Raw genomic sequence first — 19141 nt, 5'->3', positions numbered from 1 at the left:
GCTTACCAGTGCCACGAATGGTGATCCGCGTGGTTCGAATGATGCGAACCGTGGAGACTGATCTGATCGAGATACGGCGCCAGAGTTGCATCGGAGATGCCGCTCGCAATCGTGTCCGTTGCAGTGTTCACAGCCGCGATCGCAGCAGCCACTGCAGATCCATGGTGATGATGTCCGCCCCAGGAAGATGTGCTCCCATCTGTGAGATGTGAGAAATCTAGCCTGTGATGGTGGTCGTGTCTGGAATTGCCGACATCCGTATCCGGAGACGTTGTCGGATCCGCCGTCGCTGGTTGGGAGGCGACGGGCGGAGTCGAAGCCGTATCCGTTGCAGTACTCACTGCCTCGCTTGCAGTCTGCGAAGCAGATCCACGGTGATGATGTCCGCCCCAGGAAGATGTGTTCCCATCTGTGAGATGTGAGAAATCCAGCCTGTGATGATGGTCGTGTCTGGAATTGCCGACATCCGTATCCGGAGATGTTGTCGGATCCGTCGTCGCTGGTTGGGAGACGACAGGAGGAGTCGACGGATTGCTCGGCGACGTCGAACCGTCATTGGAAGTATCGACCGGCGTCGTCGGGCTGCCGCTTGAGGTATCGACCGGCGTTGTCGTGCTGTCGCTTGGGGGCTCGACCGGTAGCGTGCTGCCATCCGACGGCGTTGAGCCCGTCGTCGTGGTGTTCCCGCTCGTATTGTGTTGCAGGAAAACGTTCTGGAGCGCTGGCGAACTCTCGAGCGCCTGGTCTCCGTTCTGCGAACCCCAGGCATAAGCGTAGTCGAAAGCCGGATTCGGGACCGCCGCCGCCCAATGGTCGAGCATTTGCTGCTCCTGTGCAGCGGTCGGCATCACGTAGTGGCCTCCCGAATCGGTGACCCAGTTGCCGCCACCGAACGTCTGAAAGACCGGAACGATGCTGGCATGCGGAATCCCGGCAGCCTCAGCCGCAGCTACAGCCTTGTCAATCATGCTGTAGTCGACTGTCCCACTATCCGACCGCACCGGATACGGATCGATTCCGAAGAGATCGATGTGGGTGTTTTCCGGAGTGTACGTATTCGCGAAGCTGGGATTATCTGAAGATCCCATGTTCATCATGGTGATGAACGTCTTCGCGCCCGGAACGTTGGCGTGAATCCAATCGGACTCAGCCTTCAGGTTTGCAGCGGTCACGAGGGTATTCCACTGCCCCGTGGGATCTGGCTCGTCCTTGAGGAAGAAACCGTAGACGTTGGGATTACCGATGTAAGGTTTCACAGCGTCGATGAAGCTCTGGGTGACGCCATCACCCTGATCGAGCCAGACGAGGCCCTTCACACCTGCCGGCAAAGCATTCAATTGGTCTACCGACGAAACGTCGGCAAGATTGAAGCCTGCCTGAGCTGGAGTGAAGTTACCTTGTGAGTCAATGTTATCTCCGGATGCGTAGTGTAATGTTGCCAATACCGTTCCCCTGTATTGTGTTGACGAAGCCCCCAAGAATCTTCGTAAAAGAAAGTGCAGGTACGTAACTACAGTTCTGCATTAGCTTCGATCGAAGCGCCCATGGATTAACGTTTGTTTACGTTTGAGGCGGGAGTTTGGCGCGGCGCTGGGCAAAACGGTGAGTTTATTGTGCTAAAACTTGGAGGCTGGTATCAGAGAAGTGGTGGCACGGTACGTAACGATTCAATCTGTTCGCAACGGTACTTTTCAATAGTCCCGATACGGTGAAGGAACTACACAAACGCGCGCATAAGTATCGCTGAGAGAAATGATGCTCGATGACGCGCGTTTCGGTTTCCTCTGCTGCAGTTGCACCCGCGACAATGACAGCAAGCTTCTCTCCGACCTCGGCAATGCCCATTTCGAGCGTCGCGCTTCGGAAAGCCCGTAATGTCGGCGTGGCGCGATCTCACTCTTTCGGCGGAAAATGCTTGCGCCAGTGCCGGGTCACATCAATGCCGCGGCAGAACCTGGCTCCGTCAATGCACTTCATGTGCTCGATCAACTTGATCAATCTGCCGGCGTGGCTGTGCTACAAACGTCATGATGCCGATTGTACAAGCTCAGGCATCAGCTGTTTTGAGCCATCGAGAAACACCCTCACTGCGTCGTTGACGATGTCGTCCAGTCGCTCCGGTGTCGGCGTGTCGTAGACGAAACGCCGGATGGCCATATAGAAGATGCGGCCGTGCAAACCCCAGAACATTTCGACTTCGCGCTCCGACAGCGGCACCTGGTCGCTTGAAGGCAGCTTCAACTCGTGACGAAGCTCGCGGCAGGCGGGCTCGATGATTTGGTCGCGGACGATCTGAAGATAGCGCTTGGTGATGTCGAACGACTTCATGCCGGAGAAGACGAAGATTCTCACCCAGTTATATTCGAAGACCTGCTCGACATATTCGAGATAGAAGCGCGACAGCCGAGCCTGCAGCGAGAGCGTGCGATCCTGGATCAGGCCGGCCCACGAGGGTGACCAGCGGCTGAGATAGATCTCTTCATAGACACGCTCGATCAGCGCTTCCTTGCTCGGGAAGTGCCGATAGATCGCCGAATGGGTGATGCCCATGCGTTTCGCCAGTTCGCGCGTCTGCCCGCCGAAGCCGTGTTCGGCGAAGAATTTCACGGCTTCATCGACGATGAAGCGCTCGCGCTCCGCTGCGCGCATGTTGCGACGCGGTGGTCTCTTGGCGGATTTGACGGGCTTCTTGGCCATTTTGGCTTCGCATTGCGGAACTTCTGAATAGCCCAATTTGAAAATGAGACCAAATGGTCATTTTTAGTTGACCGCAGGAATTTCGCGTGGTCTAGATTTCAGACCAAATGGTCACAAATTTGGGATGGGTGAAGCGGTCGGGAGTTGAGGCTTGAAGGCGCGGGCATTCAGCTATGCGAGGCCCTCCACGGTGATGGAGGCGCTGGACGCATTTGAGAGTTCTGGCGAGGACGCGAGCTATATCGCGGGCGGCCAGAGTCTTGTGCCTGCGCTGGCTCTGCGTCTGCAGGCGCCGCAATTGCTGATCGACATTGCTCATATCGAGACGTTGCGTGGCGTTGAGCTGCAGGGCGACTGGCTGCGGATCGGCGCATTGACGCGCCATTGCGAAGTGCTGGCCGATCCTTTGATCCGCACGCACGCGCCGCTTTACAGCGACGCTGCGCCGCATGTGGCGCATCCGGCGATCCGTAACAAGGGCACCATCGGCGGCAGCATCTCGCATGCCGATCCGGCCTCCGAATTTCCCGCGATGACGCTGGCGCTGGGTGCCGAGCTTGAAATCGCCAATCGCGACGGCACGCGCCGCGTTGCCGCCGATGATTTCTTTGTCGATCTGTTTCAGACCGCGATCGAGCCTGGCGAGCTTCTCGTTGCCATTCATGTGCCGGTGGTCAGGCCCGGCCATCGCTGGGCCTTTCATGAACTTGCGCGCCGCCGCGGCGATTTTGCGCTGGTTGGTTGCGGGATTCTCGCTGAATTCGTGGATGACGCGGTCGCGCAAATCCGTATTGCGTTCTTCGCCGTCGGCAGCACACCGATCCGTGCGCAGCAGGCGGAGGACATCCTGATCGGCAAGCGGCTGGATCAGGCCACCATCGCTGCGGCGCAGGCCGTCGCTGGCGATGATCTCGACCCGTCCGAGGATGAGCACGTGCCGCCGGCGATGAAGCGCCATCTCGCGCGCGTGCTCCTTGGGCGCCTGCTTGGCCAGATCGCGAGGCAGGCGCCATGAGCGATGTCGTCAATGTCACGATGAAGGTCAACGGCACCGACGTGTCGCATGCAATCGCGCCGCGCAATACGCTTGCAGATTTCCTGCGCCAGACACTGGAGCTCACCGGCACCCATACCGGCTGCGAAATGGGCGTCTGCGGCGCCTGCCTCGTCGTGCTGGACGGCCGCGTCGTGCATTCCTGTCTGACCTTCGCGGTGCAGGCAAGCGGCTCGACCATCGAGACGGTCGAGGGCCTGTCGGAACGTGCGGCGATTGCCGATCTGCAGGAGGCGTTTCATCAGCGCAATGCGCTGCAATGTGGATTCTGTACTCCCGGGATGCTGATGACAGCACACAGCCTGCTGTCGCAGCCGGGTGTGCCGTCGCGCGAGGACATTCGCGACGCGCTGTCCGGTAATTACTGTCGCTGCACCGGCTATGAAGCGATCGTCGATGCGATCGAGATGGTTGCACGCAAGCGCCATGACGGCGCGGCTGCGCCGCAAAACGAGGAGGTTGGCGCATGAGCGCACTGACCCCGCTCGATCGTCCAAACTCCTATATAGGCCGGTCGGTACCGCGCCCCAATGCCAAGCGGCTCTTGGCCGGCCGCGGACGCTATGTCACCGACATTACGCTGCCGCGCATGCTCCATGTCGCCTATGTACGCAGCCCTTATGCGCATGCCCGTATCGTCTCGATTAACGCGCTGGCCGCGCGCGAGATGCCTGGTGTGCGGCTGGTGGCCACCGGCGAAGACCTTGCCAAGCTGTGCACGCCATGGGTCGGCACCATGGATCACTTCAAGGGCATGAAGTCGCCGCCGCAGCTGCCGCTGCCCATCGATAAGGTAGTGTGGTCCGGCCAGGCGGTGGTTGCCGTCGTGGCGGATACGCGGGCGCTGGCCGAGGATGCCGCCGAGGCGGTCACTATCGAATTCGACGAATTGCCTGCCGTCGTCGATATCGACGCCGCGCGTGAACCGGATGCGCCAGTGATCTCCCCCGAGCTGGGCAGCAATCTCTGTTTCCACGGCAAGATCGATACCGGCGGCATCGACGAGATTTTCACAGGCGCCGCATATGTGGTGGAGGAGGAGTTTCACTTCGGCCGCCATACGGCGGTCACCATGGAGCCGCGCGCGATCATCGCCGATTACGATGCCAGTGAGGGACAGCTGACGGTCCATCATGCCACGCAGACGCCTTATCAGTTTCAGGACATCTACTCACGCCACTACGGTATCCCCGAATCCCGCGTGCGCGTGATCGCACCGGACATCGGCGGTTCGTTCGGCATGAAGCTGCACATGTATCACGAGGACATGGCGGTGGTCGGGCTCAGCATGATGCTTGGCCGTCCCGTCAAATATGTCGCTGATCGTATCGAATCTTTCGTGTCCGACATTCACGCGCGAGATCACCGCGTCCGCGCGCGCATGGCGGCCGATGCAGAGGGCAACATCCTGGCGATGGATGTGGAGGACGTTACAGGCATCGGGGCGTTCTCGGCCTATCCGCGCACCAGTGTGGTCGAAGGTAATCAGGTCTATCGCCTGATGGGTGCGCCCTACACATTCAGGAACTACCGCGCCGATCTGCAGGTGGTGTTCCAGAACAAGGTGCAGATGAGCCAGTACCGGGCCGTCGGGCATCCCGTCGCCTGCACTGTGACGGAGCGGCTGGTGGACATGATCGCCGACAAGACGGCGCTGGATGTGTTCGACATCCGCAGCCGCAACATGATTGCGGATGATGCCTATCCCTGCACGTCGCCGACCGGCTATCAGTTCGAAGCACTGTCGCATCATGCCTGTCTCGCCAAGCTGAAGGCGATGATGGACTACGACAGGCTGCGCGCCGAGCAGGCGGAGCTGCGCACTAAAGGCATTCATCGCGGTATCGGCATTGCGACCTTTGTGGAAATCACCAATCCTGGTCCTGCCTTCTATGGCGTCGGCGGTGCGCGCATCTCGTCGCAGGATGGCGCCATCATCAAGATCACGCCGTCGGGGGATGTTCATTGCTCGATTTCAGTGACCGAACTCGGGCAGGGCACCGAGACCATCATCGGGCAGATCGTCGCCGAACATCTCGGCGTCGACAGCAATCGCATTAAGGTGATGACAGGCGACACGGACACCACCCCGCATGGCGGTGCGACCTATGCTTGCCGTGGCGCCGGCATCGGCGGCGAAACGGCGTTGCAGGCCGCCAAGAAGCTGAAGGCCAATGTGCTGGCCGTGGCTGCGGCCATCCTGCAGGACGAGCCGGAGAAGCTCGACATCCACAGTGGCTGGATCGTCGATGCCGCGACGGCGCAGCAGCGCATGGAGCTCTCCGAGATCGCGCGTATCGCTTACTTCCGGTCGGATACATTGCCGCCCGGCACGCAGGCGCAACTGTCGGTCGCGCATCATTATGCGCCGCAGGGTTATCCTTTTGCCTTCACCAATGGTGTCCAGGCCTGTCATCTCGAACTCGATGTTGAGACAGGTCTGGTCAAGATCCTCAAACTATGGGTGGTCGAGGATTGCGGCCGGGTCATCAATCCGCTGCTGGTCGATGAGCAGATCCGCGGCGGCGTCGTGCAGGGGCTCGGCGCGGCGTTCTTCGAGGAATGCGTCTACGGAGACAACGGTCAGCTCACCAACGGCTCGCTCGCCGACTATCTCGTGCCGATGGCGGTGGAGATGCCGGATATCGAAATCGGACATGTCGAGACGCCGACGCTGGATACCCAGCTCGGCGCCAAGGGCGTCGGCGAAGCCGGTACGGCTGCGGCATCGGCAGCAGCGCTTAATGCGATCAATGACGCGATGAAGCCATTCGGAGGCACGGTCGCACAGGTGCCGATGACACCTGCACGAATACTCAAGGCGCTTGGACACATCTGACCCATAAAAGAAATCAAACGGAGGACATCATGACGAAGGACATTCGAGACACCAAACGCAATCATATTTCGCGCCGCCATGTGCTGGCTGCGCTCGGCACCGGCGCGAGCGTTGTCGCCATGCCGTGGATCGCACGCGCTGCCGATGACACAATCCGCATCGGCTTTCCGACGCCGCTGACCGGCCCGTTCGCCGCCGAAGCTAAGGACCAGGTCAAGAGCGCAGAGCTCGCCGTCAAGCAGTTCAACGACAAGGGCGGCGTCAACGGCCGCAAGGTCGAATTGCTGGTGCGCGATGACAAGCTCAACGGCGGCGAAGCGGCGACCCGCACGCTCGAACTGATCGAGAAGGACAAGGTCCATGCCATCGTCGGCTCGCTGTCCAGCGCCGTGCAGCTCGCGGTCAACGAAGTGACGCGTGCGCGCGGCGTGCTCTATGTCTCGATCAGCCAGTCCGACACGATCAACGAGGTCAAGGACTTCAGCAAATACACCTTCCATGAGGCCCTTAACCCGACCATGACCGCCGGTGCCGTCGCGCGCCACGCGTTCAAGAAGGGTACCAAGGTCGCGCATCTGGTGGCCGACTATGCCTATGGCCATGAAATGCTGCGCGGCTTCAAGCGTGCGCAGGCCGTAATCGGTGCTGAGACCGTCGGCGAGATCATGCACCCGTTCGGCGCCGCGGATTACTCGACTTTCATGCCGCGTCTGCGCTCGATGCGTCCGGACATCCTGTGCATCAGCAATTTCGGCCGCGACCAGGCCAATTCCATCAAGCAGGCGGTTGATTTCGGCTTGAAGCAACAGTCCAAGATAGTCGTGCCGGTATTGCTGCATAATCAGCGACTGGCGGTGAGCCCGGAAGTGTTCGAAGGGGTCGTTGGCGGCTCTAACTACTATTGGGGCCTTGAGAGCCAGTTGCCGAGCGCAAAGGCGTTCAACGACGCCTATCGCGCGGCCAATGGCGGCGCGATCCCGACCGACTACGGCGCCTATGGCTATACCGGCGTCTCGTCGCTGCTGCAGGCGATGCAGGTGGCTGGCGGTACCGACACCGACAAGGTGATCGCGGCGCTGGAAGGCCTGAAATACGATGTCGCCAAGGGCCCGCAATATTATCGCAAATGCGATCACCAGTCGGTCCAGTCGGTTCTCGTGCTCGAGTCCAAGAAGAAGGCCGATATGAAGGGCGACAGCGATCTGTTCAGTATCGTGGCCAATGAGCCGGCTTCGGAAAACGTACTGCGCGGCTGCACTGAACTCGGCTTCCCGGCCTAACGAAAGCATTCGCCGTCCATGGATACAGAACTCATTCTGATGCAACTCTTCTCCGGAGTTGCCCTCGGTGCGATCCTCGTGATCACCGCGCTCGGCCTGTCGATCATTTTCGGCATGCTGGGTGTGGTGAACTTCGCGCATGGCGCGCTGTTCATGGTCGGCGCCTATGCCGGGCTTTGGGTCGCCTCATTGACCGGCAGTTTCTGGTGGGGGCTGCTCGTTGCCCCCATCATGATCGGCGTGTTCGGGATGGCGATCGAATATGTCCTGATACGCCCGCTTTACGGCCGTTCGATCGACGATCCGCTGCTGCTGACCTTCGGTCTCAGTTACGTGCTGGTCGAAGGTGTTCGCATTGTATTTGGCAGTGACGGCATTCCGTTTCCCACGCCGTCGTCACTGACCGGCGTGGTCGATCTCGGCGTCGGTTTCTTTCCGATCTATCGCATCTTCGTTGTCGGCGTCGTCTTCCTGGTCGTGGTGCTGTTGTGGTTGGGGCTGGAGAAGACCAAATTCGGCCTGATCGTGCGCGCCGGCGCGCGCGATCCGGCCATGATGAAGGTGCTCGGCGTCGATATTAGCAAAGTCTGGTTGCTGGTGTTCGGGCTCGGCGTTGGTCTCGCCTCGCTCGGCGGCGTGCTCTCCGGCCCGATGCGGTCAGTTAATCCCGAGATGGGCGCCTTAGTGCTGGCCGAAGCCTTCGTCGTAACTGTCATCGGCGGCCTCGGCTCGCTGGTCGGCTCGATCATCGCGGGTCTTCTGGTCGGCGTCGTGATCAGCATGACCGCGCTGTTCGCACCGGAAATGGCGACTATCGTGATGTTCGCATTGATGGCCATCGTTCTTATGATCCGGCCGCAGGGCCTGTTCGGCAAACTCGCGTAACGGAGCGGACCATGACATCACCGGCGCTCACCGTTTCTCCTTCCGCCAGTGCGCGAAAGCCTGCGCGCTTCAAATCGCTCGTGACCAAATATCGCGTCCCGCTGTCGATCCTCGCGCTATGCCTGCTGCCGTGGCTGCTGCCGTCCAAGGCGCTGGCGGTGAACGTCCTGATCTACGGCACGGTCGCCGTCGGTTATAATCTGCTATTCGGCTATACCGGTTTGCTGTCGTTCGGCCACGCGGCCTTTGTCGGCACCGGGGCGTACATCACCGGCATCGCCATCGGCCAGTTCGGTGTGCCCTGGTATCTCGCGGTGCTGATGGGTGTTATTGGCGGTGCGCTGCTGGCCTTCGTCATGGGCGCGCTGTCCACGCGCACGCGCGGCATCTACTTCTCGATGGTGACGCTTGCTCTCGCGCAGCTGGTCTATTACGTGGCGCTCCAGACACCGTCCTGGACGGGTGGTGAGAACGGACTGCGCGGTTTCACCGTCAACAAGATCAATCTGTTCGGATTCGAGATCAATTTTCTCGATCCGGTCAACAAATACTACGTGCTGATGATGTTCGCAGCGCTGGCGCTGTGGCTCGTCTCGCGCATTCTCAACTCGCCATTCGGCGCAGCCATCGAGGCGATCCGCGAGAACGAGCGTCGTGCACGGACCTGCGGCTACAATGTCGAGCGCACCAAGCTGTTGTCATTCACACTGTCTGGCACGATCTGCGCCCTCGGTGGCACCATGTCAGCACTGCATCTGGCCTTCGTGGCGCTGGATTCGCTGCACTACCTGTCCTCCGGCATGATCGTGATGATGACTCTGCTGGGCGGCGCCAGCAGCTTCTTCGGCCCGTTCATCGGTGCATTGGTGTTCCTGGTGATGGAGGACGTGTTCTCGCTGTGGACGTCGCACTGGCAGATCATCGTCGGATCCATCTTCGTGCTGTTCGTGCTGTTCCTGCCCAAGGGCATCTGGGGCACATTTCTCACAAAGGTCATGCGATGAACGCGCCGCTTCTCGCCGTTAACGATATCGGAGTGAGGTTCGGCGGCTTCGTCGCGCTGCAAGGCGTGACGACGGAGTTCCGGCCGGGCCGCGTCACCTCCATCATTGGCCCTAATGGCGCAGGAAAAAGCACGTTCTTCAACGTGCTGTCCGGCGTACTGACGCCGTCCAGCGGCTCGATCCGCTTCAAGGGCGACGATCTCAAGGGCACGAAGCAGCACGAATTCGTGCATCGCGGCATCGCGCGCTCTTATCAGATCACCAACATCTTTCCCGATCTGAGCGTCCACGAGAACGTTCGTGTCGCTGCGCAGGCCAGTCGCTCGCGCTACAATATCTGGACCAACCGCAACAAGTTCACGGAGCTGGATGCCAAAGCCGATGCGGCGCTGGAGGCTGTCGGTCTGGTCGCCAAGCGCGACGAGACCGCGAAGTTTCTGGCTCATGGCCAGCAGCGTGCGTTGGAGATTGCCATCGCGCTGATCTCCAATCCGGAAGTGTTGCTGCTGGACGAGCCGACCGCAGGCATGGGCCCGGAAGAGACCAAGGAAATGGTGGCGCTGCTGGAGAAGCTGGCGGCGGAACGCACCATCCTCCTGGTCGAACACAAGATGAAGATGATCCTCGGCCTCAGCGACCGGATTCTGGTGCTGCATCATGGCCGGCTGATTGCGGACGGCTCACCGCGCGACATTCAGACGGACCCCGAGGTTCGTCGCGTCTATCTGGGACAGAACGATGGCTATGCTTGAAACCAAAGACCTGAACGCCTGGTACGGCGCCAGCCATACGCTGCATGGGGTCTCGATCTCGGTGGCGCAGGGCGAAATCGTCGCACTGGTCGGCCGCAATGGCGCCGGCAAGACCACCACGATCCGTTCGGTCATGGGGTTAATGTCGAAAACCACAGGCAGCATGACCTTCAACGGCAACGACCTGACGTCGATGCCCGCGCATGATCGTTTCCGGCTCGGCCTTGCTTATGTGCCCGAAGAGCGCCGGATCATTCCGGGACTCACTGTGCGCGAAAATCTCCAGCTTGGTCTCGTTGCCAGCCGCGGGAAGATCGACGAGCGCGAAGCCATCGAGGAAATCGCAGAGAGCTTTCCGCGCCTCAAGGAGCGTCTCGATCAGGAAGGCGTTACCATGTCCGGCGGCGAGCAGCAGATGCTGGCCATCGCGCGCGCGACCATCGCCAAGCCCAAGATGATCCTGCTCGACGAGCCGTCGGAGGGCATCATGCCGGTGCTCGTCGAGGAGATGGGCGTGTTGTTCCGCAAGCTGCGTGATCAGGGCGTCACGCTGTTACTGGTCGAGCAAAATGTGGAATGGGCGCTACGTCTCGCCGATCGTGCGGTCATCATGGATCAGGGCGAGGTCGTCTATGAGAGCAGCTCGGCGGCATTGCTGGCCGACAAGGAAATTCAGGAACGTTATTGCGCGGTTTGACGCGTATGCTCGCAGACAGGTGATCTCATGCAGATGAAAGACAGCCAGACCGTCCCGGCGTCACGCGACAAGGTCTGGGCCGCACTCAACGATCCCGCTGTGCTGAAGCAGTGCATCCCCGGTTGCCAGGTGCTGGACATGACGTCCCCGACCGAGATGACCGCGACGGTAGTGATCAAGGTGGGCCCGGTGAAAGCGACGTTCGGCGGCAAGGTGACGCTGAGCGATCTCGACCCGCCGAATGGCTACAAGATCACGGGGGAGGGGTCTGGTGGCGTTGCCGGCTTCGCCAAAGGCGGCGCGGCGATCAGGCTTGAGGCCGCGGGTGACGACGAAACGATCCTACACTATGAGGTCGATTCCCAGATTGGCGGCAAGCTGGCGCAACTCGGTGGGCGCTTGATCGACTCCACAGCCAAGAAGCTCGCGGGCGAGTTCTTCACCAAATTCGGCGCGGTCGTTTCCGCAAGCTGAGTGTGACGCCCGCTATTGCACGACGAACTGGCAGCGGGCCTCGCGGACCTTGGCGACGATATAACGACGCACTTCGCGGACTCGGCTGGTGTCATGCGTATCGGGATGTGACACGAGCCAGTAGCTTCGCGTGAAGCGGCTGGCTGGCAGGATGCGCTTCAGCTCGGGATAAAGCTGTGCGGCATAGTCGTGCAGGATGCCGACGCCATGACCTGCGCGAACCGCTTCGAGCTGGCCGACCACGCTGCCGCATTCGAAGCGGCGGGTGATCAGTTCGCTGAAGGTCGATGCATAGTCCAGCGCGCGGCTATAGATGATATCGTAGATATAGGTGATCAGCAGGTGATCGGTGAGATCGCCGGGCTCGCGGATCGGTGTTGATCGGGCTAGATAATCTTCCGACGCGTAGACGCTCAGCGTGTAGTCGGTAAGCTTGGTGCAGATCAGCTTGCCCTCATCCGGGCGCTCCAGCGTCACGACGATATCGGCCTCGCGTTTGGCTAGCGAAAATGTGCGGGGCAAAGCCACGAGCTGGACGATCAGATCCGGATTGGCTGCGGCAAAGCCGCCAAGCTTGTCAGCCAGAAAATAATTGCCGAGCCCGTCCGGCGCGCCGATCCGCACCGTGCCCGCCACCTTGTCCGCGGCCGAGGTGAGCTGCGATCCAACCTTGAGCAGTTCGGATTCGGCGCGCTCGGCCGCTGCGAGAAGAGCGACCCCTGATGGCGTCAGCGATGACCCGGTCGTCTGCCGGTTCAGCAACTTGGTTTTGAGGTCGTTCTCCAGGGCCGTAAGCTGGCGCGCCACCGTTGCATGGTTGAGTTTCAGCCGTTTGGCGGCGCCCAGAATCTGGCCGGTACGGGCGACTTCCAGGAAAATCCGAACTTTGTCCCAATCCATCGCCGGACTCTATTTGCTGCACATCGAAGCCGCAATACTTCGCGTTGTCCGGGGCTGGGAAGCGGCGCATGACCGCCGGAGCATCAAAGGAGAGTTCGATGGCTTCGGAAATCAAGCACTATATCGGCGGGCAACAGGTGGCGGGTCGCAGCGGCCGGACGTCGCCGGTTTTCAACCCGGCCACCGGCGAGCAGACCGCTCAGGTGAGCCTCGCGAGCACGTCCGAAGTCGGTGCTGCAGTTGCAGCCGCACACGCGGCTGCAGAGAGCTGGGCCGATACGCCATCGCTGCGCCGCGCCCGCATTCTCAATAAATTCCTGCGCATTTGTGAAGATCGCATCGATGATCTCGCGGCGGTGATCACCTCGGAGCACGGCAAGACCCTGTCGGACGCCAAGGGCGAGATCCAGCGTGGCCTCGAAGTCGTCGAATTCGCCGTCGGTGCGCCGCAGTTGCTGAAGGGCGAAGTCAGCGAGAATGTCGGCACGCGTGTCGACAGCTACGGCGTCCGTCAGGCGCTGGGTGTGGTCGCGGGCATCACGCCGTTCAACTTCCCGGTCATGGTGCCGATGTGGATGTTCCCGGTGGCGCTGGCCTGCGGCAACACCTTCGTGCTGAAGCCCTCCGAGCGTGATCCATCGGCGCCGCTCCTGATTGCCGAATGGCTCGCAGAAGCCGGTCTGCCGGCCGGCGTCTTCAACGTCGTGCATGGCGATAAGGAAGCCGTCGATGCGCTGCTGCATCATCCCGATGTTGCAGCGATCAGCTTCGTCGGATCGACTCCGATCGCGCGTTACATTTATTCGACCGCTACCAGCACCGGCAAGCGCTGCCAGGCGCTCGGTGGCGCCAAGAATCACATGGTCGTAATGCCGGACGCGGACATCGATCAGGCGGTCGATGCGCTGATGGGCGCTGCCTATGGCTCGGCCGGCGAACGCTGCATGGCGATCTCGGTCGCAGTGCCGGTCGGCGAGAAGACCGCGGACGCCCTGATCTCCAAGCTCGAGCCTAAGATCCGTGCACTGAAGGTCGGCTCGGGCTTCAACGCCGAATCCGAAATGGGCCCGCTGGTCACCCAGCAGCATCTCGACAAGGTGCGCGGCTATGTGGATTCCGGCGTCGAGCAGGGCGCGAAGCTGATCGTCGATGGCCGGGACTTCCGGTCCAACGAAGGCGGCTATTTCATTGGTGGGTCGCTGTTCGATCACGTCACGCCGGACATGAAGATCTACAAGGAAGAGATCTTCGGGCCGGTGCTCGCCGTGGTGCGCACGCCGGACTATGCGACGGCAGCGCGCATGATCAACGACAACGAATACGGCAACGGCACGGCCATCTTCACGCAGAACGGCGACGTCGCGCGTGAATTCGCTCATCGCATCCGCGTCGGCATGGTCGGCATCAATGTGCCGATTCCGGTGCCGGTCGCTTTCCACTCCTTCGGTGGCTGGAAGGCCTCACTGTTCGGCGATCATTCGATGCACGGTCCCGAAGGCGTCCGCTTCTATACCCGGCTCAAGACCGTCACTAGCCGCTGGCCGACGAGTATTGCGCAGGGGCCGGAATTCGTGATGCCGACAATGAAGTAGATCGAAGCGTGGAGCGCGCGACTAACGCGTGCTCCACGAGCCTGCCGGACTATTCCGCGCCCTTAGGCCGCGGCCGTTACACGCCAGATGACGTCGCCCACATCGTCGGCCACCAGCAATGCACCGTCCGGGGTGAGGGTGACGCCGACAGGGCGTCCATAGGACACTTTCTCGTCGGGTGCGAGGAAGCCCGACAAGATATCCCGCGGTGGTCCGGACGGCTTGCCGTTCACGAACGGGATGAAGACGACCTTGTAGCCGCTGAGCGTGCTGCGATTCCACGACCCGTGCTGGCCGATGACCATGCCGTCCGGAAATCCCGGCAGCGTACCGGCGGGCAGCCAGCACAGGCCGAGCGAGGCGGTGTGGCCGCCCAGCGCGTAGTCGGGCGTGATCGCGGTGGCGACCAGCGCCGGATCCTGCGGTACGCGGTCGTCGACGGTCTTGCCCCAGTAGCAATAGGGCCAGCCATAGAAGCCGCCATCGCGCACTGAGGTCAGGTAGTCCGGCGGCGTCTCGTCGCCGAGGCCGTCGCGCTCATTGACCACCGTCCACAGCGCGTTTGTCGTCGGCTCCCAAGCGAGGCCGACGGGGTTGCGCAAGCCGGCGCCGAAGATGCGGCTCTTGCCACTGGCAATATCGAGCTCATAGACGGCCGCGCGGCCTTCTTCGACCTCCATGCCGCCTTCGGCGATATTGCTCAGCGAGCCGACGCCGATATAGAGCTTGCTGCCATCCGGGCTCGGCAGGATGCTGCGCGTCCAGTGGCCGCCGGATTTGAAATTGGTGAGTTTCTTGCCCGGCGCCGTGATGCTATCCGCGCCCGCCACATAGGGGAAGGCCACCACGCCATCGACATTGCCGACATAGAACGTGTCGCTCAGCAGCGCCATGCCGAACGGCTGGTTCAGTCCCTCCATGAAGGTCTGGCTGGTCTCGGCGACACCGTCGCCATCCCGGTCACGCAGCAGCGTGATGCAGTTGGCGCTGACGCCGAGCGCCGCGGCCCGCCGCATCGTCGCCTGCATCGCATAGCCGAACATGTTACGCACTGGGCCTGCGACCTGCGTCGCCTCCGCGATGAGGACGTCGCCGTTGGGCAAAACATTGATCCAGCGCGGATGCTTCAGCCCGGAGGCAAAGGCATTGACCTTGAGCCCGGGCGCGACCACGGGCTTCTGTCCCACGGCCCATCCCTGGGCCGTCGGCATCTTCAGCGTGGGGATGGCGCCTTGCGGCTTGGCTTCCGGCACCACCGGCGCGCTGCCCCAGGCGGGCGCGTGCACGTTGCCCTGCAGGCGGCGCCATTGCAGCGCCGCGCCACCGATCACCGCGACAACGCGCGCAAATATTCCGGACAAGCTCATGTCATTCCCCCATTCGATTGCGCGCACACTATCCGACACCTACGCGGGTTAAAACCGTTGCGTGACGGCGTATAGGGCATGCGAGCCCGTCATTCATGGGGGATCGGCGCCATGACGATCGGGGCGGTGCCGGCGGCTATGGCGCCGCGATGGCCTGGTTGATGCAGGCGGCGAGTTCGTCGACTTCGAACGGCTTGTTGAGGACGCAGGGCATGCTGCCCAGTCGCGCGCGCACTTTCTCTTCGGAATTGGCCGTGATGAAAATGACCGGCGTCTGGTTCTTGTCCGAGCGCATGCTCTCATAGAGATCGATGCCGGTGAGGCCGGGCATTTCGACGTCGGTCACCACGCATGACGTCTCGCGGACCACGGGCGAGGTCAGAAACGCTTCGGCGGATTCGAAGCTGAGGACAACGAAGCCCAGCGATCGCAGCAGGCTTTCAAGCGCGCGGCGAACCGACGAGGAATCGTCGATGATGGCAATGGCATGTTTAGAGTTCAACGCAATCTCCACACGGCGGCTTTGACAGCGACCCCAGTGTTGAGCCGTTTCGCCCAGAATATTGTCAAATATCGCCGTGCAGCGAAATCATACTGAGGTTTATCGGGAGGTAACCGAGGCTGGTTTCATGCCAATGGCTTCGGCCATGCGCACCAGAGAGGCGAAGGATTTGGCGTCCATCTTCTTCATCATCTTGCCGCGGTGGATCTTAACCGTAATTTCGCTGAGGTTCAGCTTTGCGGCGATCTGCTTGTTCAGCAGCCCCGCGGTGGCAAATTCCATCACCTCGCGTTCTCGTGAACTCAAGGTGCCGAAACGCGCCTTGATATCGGCCAGTCCATCGCGCTCCTGCCGCGCCTTGCGGTCGCGTTCCACGGCGCCGGCGACGGCATCGAGCATTTCCTGATCGCGAAACGGCTTGGCGAGAAAATCGACGGCGCCGGCCTTCATGGCGCGTACCGTCATCGGCACATCGGCATGGCCGGTCATGAAGACGATAGGCGTATTGCCGCCGAGATCCGCAAGACGCTTCTGAAAATCGAGGCCGCTAACGATCGGCAGCCGAATATCGAGGACAAGGCAGCTGGCCTTGGTGAGAATGTCGCTCTCGAGAAGCTCGACCGCAGAGGAGGCGAAGCTGACTTCATATCCGACCGAACGCAGCAGACTGCCAACCGCAGTGCGGATGGCCGCTTCGTCGTCCACGATGACGACCAAAGGTGCTTCTGCGTCGTTAGGCAAGGTTGCCGGATCCTTCTGCGGTGGCCGTCGGTATCATGAAATGAAAGGTGGTTCCACCACTCTCGTTTCGTTCCGCCCAGATGCGCCCGTGATGCGACTCGATGATGGATCGGGAGATCGAGAGGCCGATGCCCATCCCCTCGGCCTTTGTCGTGAAGAACGGCGCGAACAGGCGTTGCATATGGTCGTCCGGTATACCCGATCCTGAATCGCGCACCGAGACGAGAATTCCCCGCGTCGCGTCGAATGCCGACCACACCCTCAGCTCTTTCGTCGCGGTCGCCTTCATGGCGTGGACGGCGTTGTTGACGAGATTCATCAGCACCTGCTGAAGCTGCACTTCGTCGCCGGCGATGGTGGGTAGATCGGGTGTCAGGTCGAGGACTGCTGAAATCTGGTGCTGTGCCAGATCGCGCTGAACCATCGCCAGTACCTGCGTGACGATGGCGTTGACGTCGACCGGACCGCGCGCCAACTCGCCCTTCACGGCGAGCGACCTCAGCCGGTGAATAATGCCGCCGGCCCTGCGCCCCTCCTGCACGACTTCCTTAAGACAGGCCGTGGTCTCGCCGAGATCGGGCCGTTCCCGCGACAGCCAGCGCAAGGCCGCCTCCGCATTGGTCACCACGGCGGCAAGTGGCTGGTTGACCTCATGGCCGATCGATGCCGTCAGGGCACCCAAGGTCGCGATGCGCGACACGCGGGTGAGTTCTGCGATGCTCTGCTGGAGTGCTTGCTCGGCTGCGATCTTGGCGGTGACATCAAGCGAATTGATCAAGACGGAACGAGATCGATCGGTGGGGAAGGTTGCCGTGACGATGGTGGTGCGCAACTCGCCGTTGACGGCACGGATGGCTGCTTCAATCGTGAATGAGCTTTCTCCCGCAAGAAATGCGAGCAGGATTTCGCGAAAGGCGACCAAAGTCTCCGGCTCAAGTGCTGCATCCCAGGACTGCTGAACGTTCTTCTGGTCGAGATCGCCGATCAATTGCTTCGCGGCGTCATTCGCGTCGAGGGTCCGGACGAGAAACAGGCAATGCTTGAGGAAGCCCTCATTGGCGGTGAGATAGTCGCGCAATCGGGGAATGCCTTGTTGCAGGATCGGCGCGCAGGCATTGGCCGCTTCCGTGAAGTCCTGCTCCCAGATGGCAACGCTCGTGCCCTGAAAGATGTTGCGATAGCGCTCTTCGCTCCGCCGAAGCCTTGCGTCCGACATCCTGATCTGGACGCAGAGCACCGCCGCGATGGCAATGGCGAGCGCGCTGACGGCGCCGCGCAGCATTGCTCCCTCATTGGGGTCGTTCGCGTGGCCGATTAGATAACCGAGGATTGTCAGGCCGATGCAACCGAGGGCGATCAGGATGATGCCCGTGACATTGGTGAAACGGAGCGCCATCAGCAGCACGACGATATAAAGCGCCGCGACGGCGATCTCGAATGTGCTGAAGGCGTCGAACGCGAAAATACCTGCGGCAAGGATAGCTGTCGCAATGGCCATGGGCAGCTGTGAGGGTCGTTGCACCCGATCAGAATTGGTCATTTGAGCCGCAAAATAGGAAGCAGGGCATGCGTCCTGCAGGGAATGGTAAAGTCGTCCGAAGTCGGTGGCGTCTCGCCCGGGATAAACCTTGGTATAGGGCGGGATTACCTTCGTTTCTTGAATCTCTATCCTCGTAGAATGGTTAGCGCGGCCGGAATCTCTCATCCTTGGATCGTCGAAGTCATCGCGATGTCGATGGCATTCACCACCCAAAGGAGACCGATATGCTGCTCGATTCACAGTCCCAGAATTCTGACTCGTTTGCCGGTGTATTGTCTGACGCAGGTTCTACGACGGTCGCCCAGCTCCTGCTAGATGCACGGCAGGCGATTGGATCGGATGTCGGTGCGGCTCTTCGCTGCATCAGGCAGGCTGCATCGCTGCTCGAGGCGCCCTCCCAACCGTCGCCCGTCAGCCCCGCGAGGGGCGGCCTCGCACGCTGGCAGGCGGAGCGGATCAAGTGCCACATTGATTCAAATCTGGATGAAGCGATCCAAGTATCGGATCTCGCGAGTCTCGCTCGCCTGAGTTGCGGTTACTTCTCAAATGCGTTCAAGACTACGTTCGGCCAGTCTCCCCATACCTATATCGTTTCCCGCCGCCTGACACGCGCGATGGAGTTGATGACGTCCAGCAGCAAGTCACTCTGCGAGATCGCCATCGATTGCGGCTTCTCCGATCAGGCCCACATGTGCCGCCAGTTTCGGCGCGCAACTGGCGTCAGCCCCAACGCCTGGCGCCGCGACAACATGATGATGTCCGCACTAGCAACACAGCAGTGACGCTCCTCGGGGAGTATCCAGAAATGGGCTACGGA

Annotated in this window: 18 protein-coding genes; 11 read left to right on the top strand and 7 right to left on the bottom strand. The window is 61.1% G+C overall.

The features are described from left to right. Window positions 1-2: 2 nt before the first annotated feature. Both A4A58_RS31200 and A4A58_RS26240 read right to left on the bottom strand, forming a co-directional pair. The gene (locus tag A4A58_RS31200; RefSeq protein ID WP_192855938.1) at window positions 3-1442 is read right to left on the bottom strand and encodes a calcium-binding protein; all 1440 of its coding nucleotides are present in this window, start codon (window positions 1440-1442) and stop codon (window positions 3-5) included. A gap of 583 nt (window positions 1443-2025) precedes the next feature. After that, window positions 2026-2697 carry a TetR/AcrR family transcriptional regulator gene (locus tag A4A58_RS26240; RefSeq protein ID WP_244499872.1) on the bottom strand — a complete coding sequence of 224 codons (672 nt, stop codon included), beginning with the start codon at window positions 2695-2697 and terminating at the stop codon, window positions 2026-2028. A 151-nt stretch (window positions 2698-2848) separates the two neighbouring features. Here A4A58_RS26240 and A4A58_RS26235 point away from each other — a divergent pair, with 151 nt between their 5' ends. The 9 genes from A4A58_RS26235 to A4A58_RS26195 are packed head-to-tail and all read left to right on the top strand — an operon-like array spanning window position 2849 to window position 11682. After that, the gene (locus tag A4A58_RS26235; RefSeq protein WP_068737760.1) at window positions 2849-3712 is read left to right on the top strand and encodes an FAD binding domain-containing protein; all 864 of its coding nucleotides are present in this window, start codon (window positions 2849-2851) and stop codon (window positions 3710-3712) included. Continuing rightward, window positions 3709-4221: a (2Fe-2S)-binding protein gene (locus A4A58_RS26230; RefSeq protein WP_068737755.1), complete on the top strand. Its 513-nt coding sequence runs from the start codon at window positions 3709-3711 to the stop codon at window positions 4219-4221. Before A4A58_RS26235 ends, A4A58_RS26230 begins: the two co-directional genes overlap by 4 nt. Further along, complete coding sequence (locus A4A58_RS26225; protein WP_068737754.1) at window positions 4218-6590, top strand: xanthine dehydrogenase family protein molybdopterin-binding subunit; 2373 nt, start codon at window positions 4218-4220, stop codon at window positions 6588-6590. The genes A4A58_RS26230 and A4A58_RS26225 overlap by 4 nt, the downstream gene beginning before the upstream one ends. A 29-nt stretch (window positions 6591-6619) precedes the next feature. Further along, window positions 6620-7870 (top strand): ABC transporter substrate-binding protein, encoded by a 1251-nt coding sequence (locus tag A4A58_RS26220; protein WP_068737752.1) that lies wholly within the window; start codon window positions 6620-6622, stop codon window positions 7868-7870. Between the two features lie 18 nt (window positions 7871-7888). After that, complete coding sequence (locus tag A4A58_RS26215; RefSeq protein ID WP_068737750.1) at window positions 7889-8755, top strand: branched-chain amino acid ABC transporter permease; 867 nt, start codon at window positions 7889-7891, stop codon at window positions 8753-8755. An 11-nt stretch (window positions 8756-8766) separates the two neighbouring features. Further along, window positions 8767-9759 carry a branched-chain amino acid ABC transporter permease gene (locus A4A58_RS26210; protein WP_068737744.1) on the top strand — a complete coding sequence of 331 codons (993 nt, stop codon included), beginning with the start codon at window positions 8767-8769 and terminating at the stop codon, window positions 9757-9759. Beyond that, window positions 9756-10511 carry an ABC transporter ATP-binding protein gene (locus A4A58_RS26205; protein ID WP_068737742.1) on the top strand — a complete coding sequence of 252 codons (756 nt, stop codon included), beginning with the start codon at window positions 9756-9758 and terminating at the stop codon, window positions 10509-10511. The genes A4A58_RS26210 and A4A58_RS26205 overlap by 4 nt, the downstream gene beginning before the upstream one ends. Further along, window positions 10504-11208, top strand: coding sequence for an ABC transporter ATP-binding protein (locus A4A58_RS26200; RefSeq protein ID WP_068737741.1), 705 nt, complete (start codon window positions 10504-10506; stop codon window positions 11206-11208). The genes A4A58_RS26205 and A4A58_RS26200 overlap by 8 nt, the downstream gene beginning before the upstream one ends. A 27-nt stretch (window positions 11209-11235) precedes the next feature. Then, a complete protein-coding gene (locus tag A4A58_RS26195) occupies window positions 11236-11682 on the top strand; it encodes a CoxG family protein (RefSeq protein ID WP_068737740.1) in 447 nt (148 codons plus the stop codon). Between the two features lie 12 nt (window positions 11683-11694). Here the strand turns inward: A4A58_RS26195 and A4A58_RS26190 are convergent, their stop codons facing one another. Further along, on the bottom strand, window positions 11695-12582 hold the full coding sequence (locus A4A58_RS26190; protein ID WP_068737739.1) for a LysR family transcriptional regulator: 888 nt from the start codon (window positions 12580-12582) through the stop codon (window positions 11695-11697). A gap of 98 nt (window positions 12583-12680) precedes the next feature. On the opposite strand from A4A58_RS26190, the gene A4A58_RS26185 reads away from it, so the two are divergent. Further along, window positions 12681-14174 carry a CoA-acylating methylmalonate-semialdehyde dehydrogenase gene (locus tag A4A58_RS26185; RefSeq protein ID WP_068737738.1) on the top strand — a complete coding sequence of 498 codons (1494 nt, stop codon included), beginning with the start codon at window positions 12681-12683 and terminating at the stop codon, window positions 14172-14174. Between the two features lie 62 nt (window positions 14175-14236). Here A4A58_RS26185 and A4A58_RS26180 read toward each other — a convergent pair whose 3' ends face one another. The 4 genes from A4A58_RS26180 to A4A58_RS26165 form a co-directional block, all read right to left on the bottom strand. Further along, the gene (locus tag A4A58_RS26180; protein ID WP_068737737.1) at window positions 14237-15541 is read right to left on the bottom strand and encodes a PQQ-dependent sugar dehydrogenase; all 1305 of its coding nucleotides are present in this window, start codon (window positions 15539-15541) and stop codon (window positions 14237-14239) included. A gap of 136 nt (window positions 15542-15677) precedes the next feature. Beyond that, a complete protein-coding gene (locus A4A58_RS26175; protein ID WP_068737736.1) occupies window positions 15678-16043 on the bottom strand; it encodes a response regulator transcription factor in 366 nt (121 codons plus the stop codon). Window positions 16044-16142: 99 nt separating this feature from the next. Beyond that, window positions 16143-16784, bottom strand: a complete 642-nt coding sequence (locus A4A58_RS26170) for a response regulator transcription factor (protein WP_068737735.1) — start codon at window positions 16782-16784, stop codon at window positions 16143-16145. Beyond that, entirely contained in the window at window positions 16777-18564 is a 1788-nt protein-coding gene (locus A4A58_RS26165) for a sensor histidine kinase (protein WP_158005747.1), read from the bottom strand. The genes A4A58_RS26170 and A4A58_RS26165 overlap by 8 nt, the downstream gene beginning before the upstream one ends. Here A4A58_RS26165 and A4A58_RS26160 point away from each other — a divergent pair. Further along, window positions 18549-19106: a helix-turn-helix domain-containing protein gene (locus tag A4A58_RS26160; RefSeq protein ID WP_068737732.1), complete on the top strand. Its 558-nt coding sequence runs from the start codon at window positions 18549-18551 to the stop codon at window positions 19104-19106. The two genes, A4A58_RS26165 and A4A58_RS26160, sit on opposite strands and share 16 nt — an antisense overlap. The last annotated feature ends 35 nt before the right edge of the window (window positions 19107-19141 follow it).

Origin of the sequence: Tardiphaga robiniae, from assembly GCF_001618955.1 — a bacterium.
Classification (GTDB): Bacteria; Pseudomonadota; Alphaproteobacteria; order Rhizobiales; family Xanthobacteraceae; genus Tardiphaga; species Tardiphaga robiniae_A.
Note: the sequence above shows the minus strand (reverse complement) of the source record. Positions and strands in the feature narration are given on the sequence as shown.

Excerpts from the sequence above, each read along its gene's own strand:
- A4A58_RS26240 (WP_244499872.1), bottom strand. The coding sequence starts at position 2,697 with ATGGCCAAGAAGCCCGTCAAATCCGCCAAGAGACCACCGCGTCGCAAC.
- A4A58_RS26230 (WP_068737755.1), top strand. The coding sequence starts at position 3,709 with ATGAGCGATGTCGTCAATGTCACGATGAAGGTCAACGGCACCGACGTG.
- A4A58_RS26225 (WP_068737754.1), top strand. The coding sequence starts at position 4,218 with ATGAGCGCACTGACCCCGCTCGATCGTCCAAACTCCTATATAGGCCGG.
- A4A58_RS26220 (WP_068737752.1), top strand. The coding sequence starts at position 6,620 with ATGACGAAGGACATTCGAGACACCAAACGCAATCATATTTCGCGCCGC.
- A4A58_RS26215 (WP_068737750.1), top strand. The coding sequence starts at position 7,889 with ATGGATACAGAACTCATTCTGATGCAACTCTTCTCCGGAGTTGCCCTC.
- A4A58_RS26210 (WP_068737744.1), top strand. The coding sequence starts at position 8,767 with ATGACATCACCGGCGCTCACCGTTTCTCCTTCCGCCAGTGCGCGAAAG.
- A4A58_RS26205 (WP_068737742.1), top strand. The coding sequence starts at position 9,756 with ATGAACGCGCCGCTTCTCGCCGTTAACGATATCGGAGTGAGGTTCGGC.
- A4A58_RS26200 (WP_068737741.1), top strand. The coding sequence starts at position 10,504 with ATGCTTGAAACCAAAGACCTGAACGCCTGGTACGGCGCCAGCCATACG.
- A4A58_RS26195 (WP_068737740.1), top strand. The coding sequence starts at position 11,236 with ATGCAGATGAAAGACAGCCAGACCGTCCCGGCGTCACGCGACAAGGTC.
- A4A58_RS26190 (WP_068737739.1), bottom strand. The coding sequence starts at position 12,582 with ATGGATTGGGACAAAGTTCGGATTTTCCTGGAAGTCGCCCGTACCGGC.
- A4A58_RS26185 (WP_068737738.1), top strand. The coding sequence starts at position 12,681 with ATGGCTTCGGAAATCAAGCACTATATCGGCGGGCAACAGGTGGCGGGT.
- A4A58_RS26180 (WP_068737737.1), bottom strand. The coding sequence starts at position 15,541 with ATGAGCTTGTCCGGAATATTTGCGCGCGTTGTCGCGGTGATCGGTGGC.
- A4A58_RS26160 (WP_068737732.1), top strand. The coding sequence starts at position 18,549 with ATGCTGCTCGATTCACAGTCCCAGAATTCTGACTCGTTTGCCGGTGTA.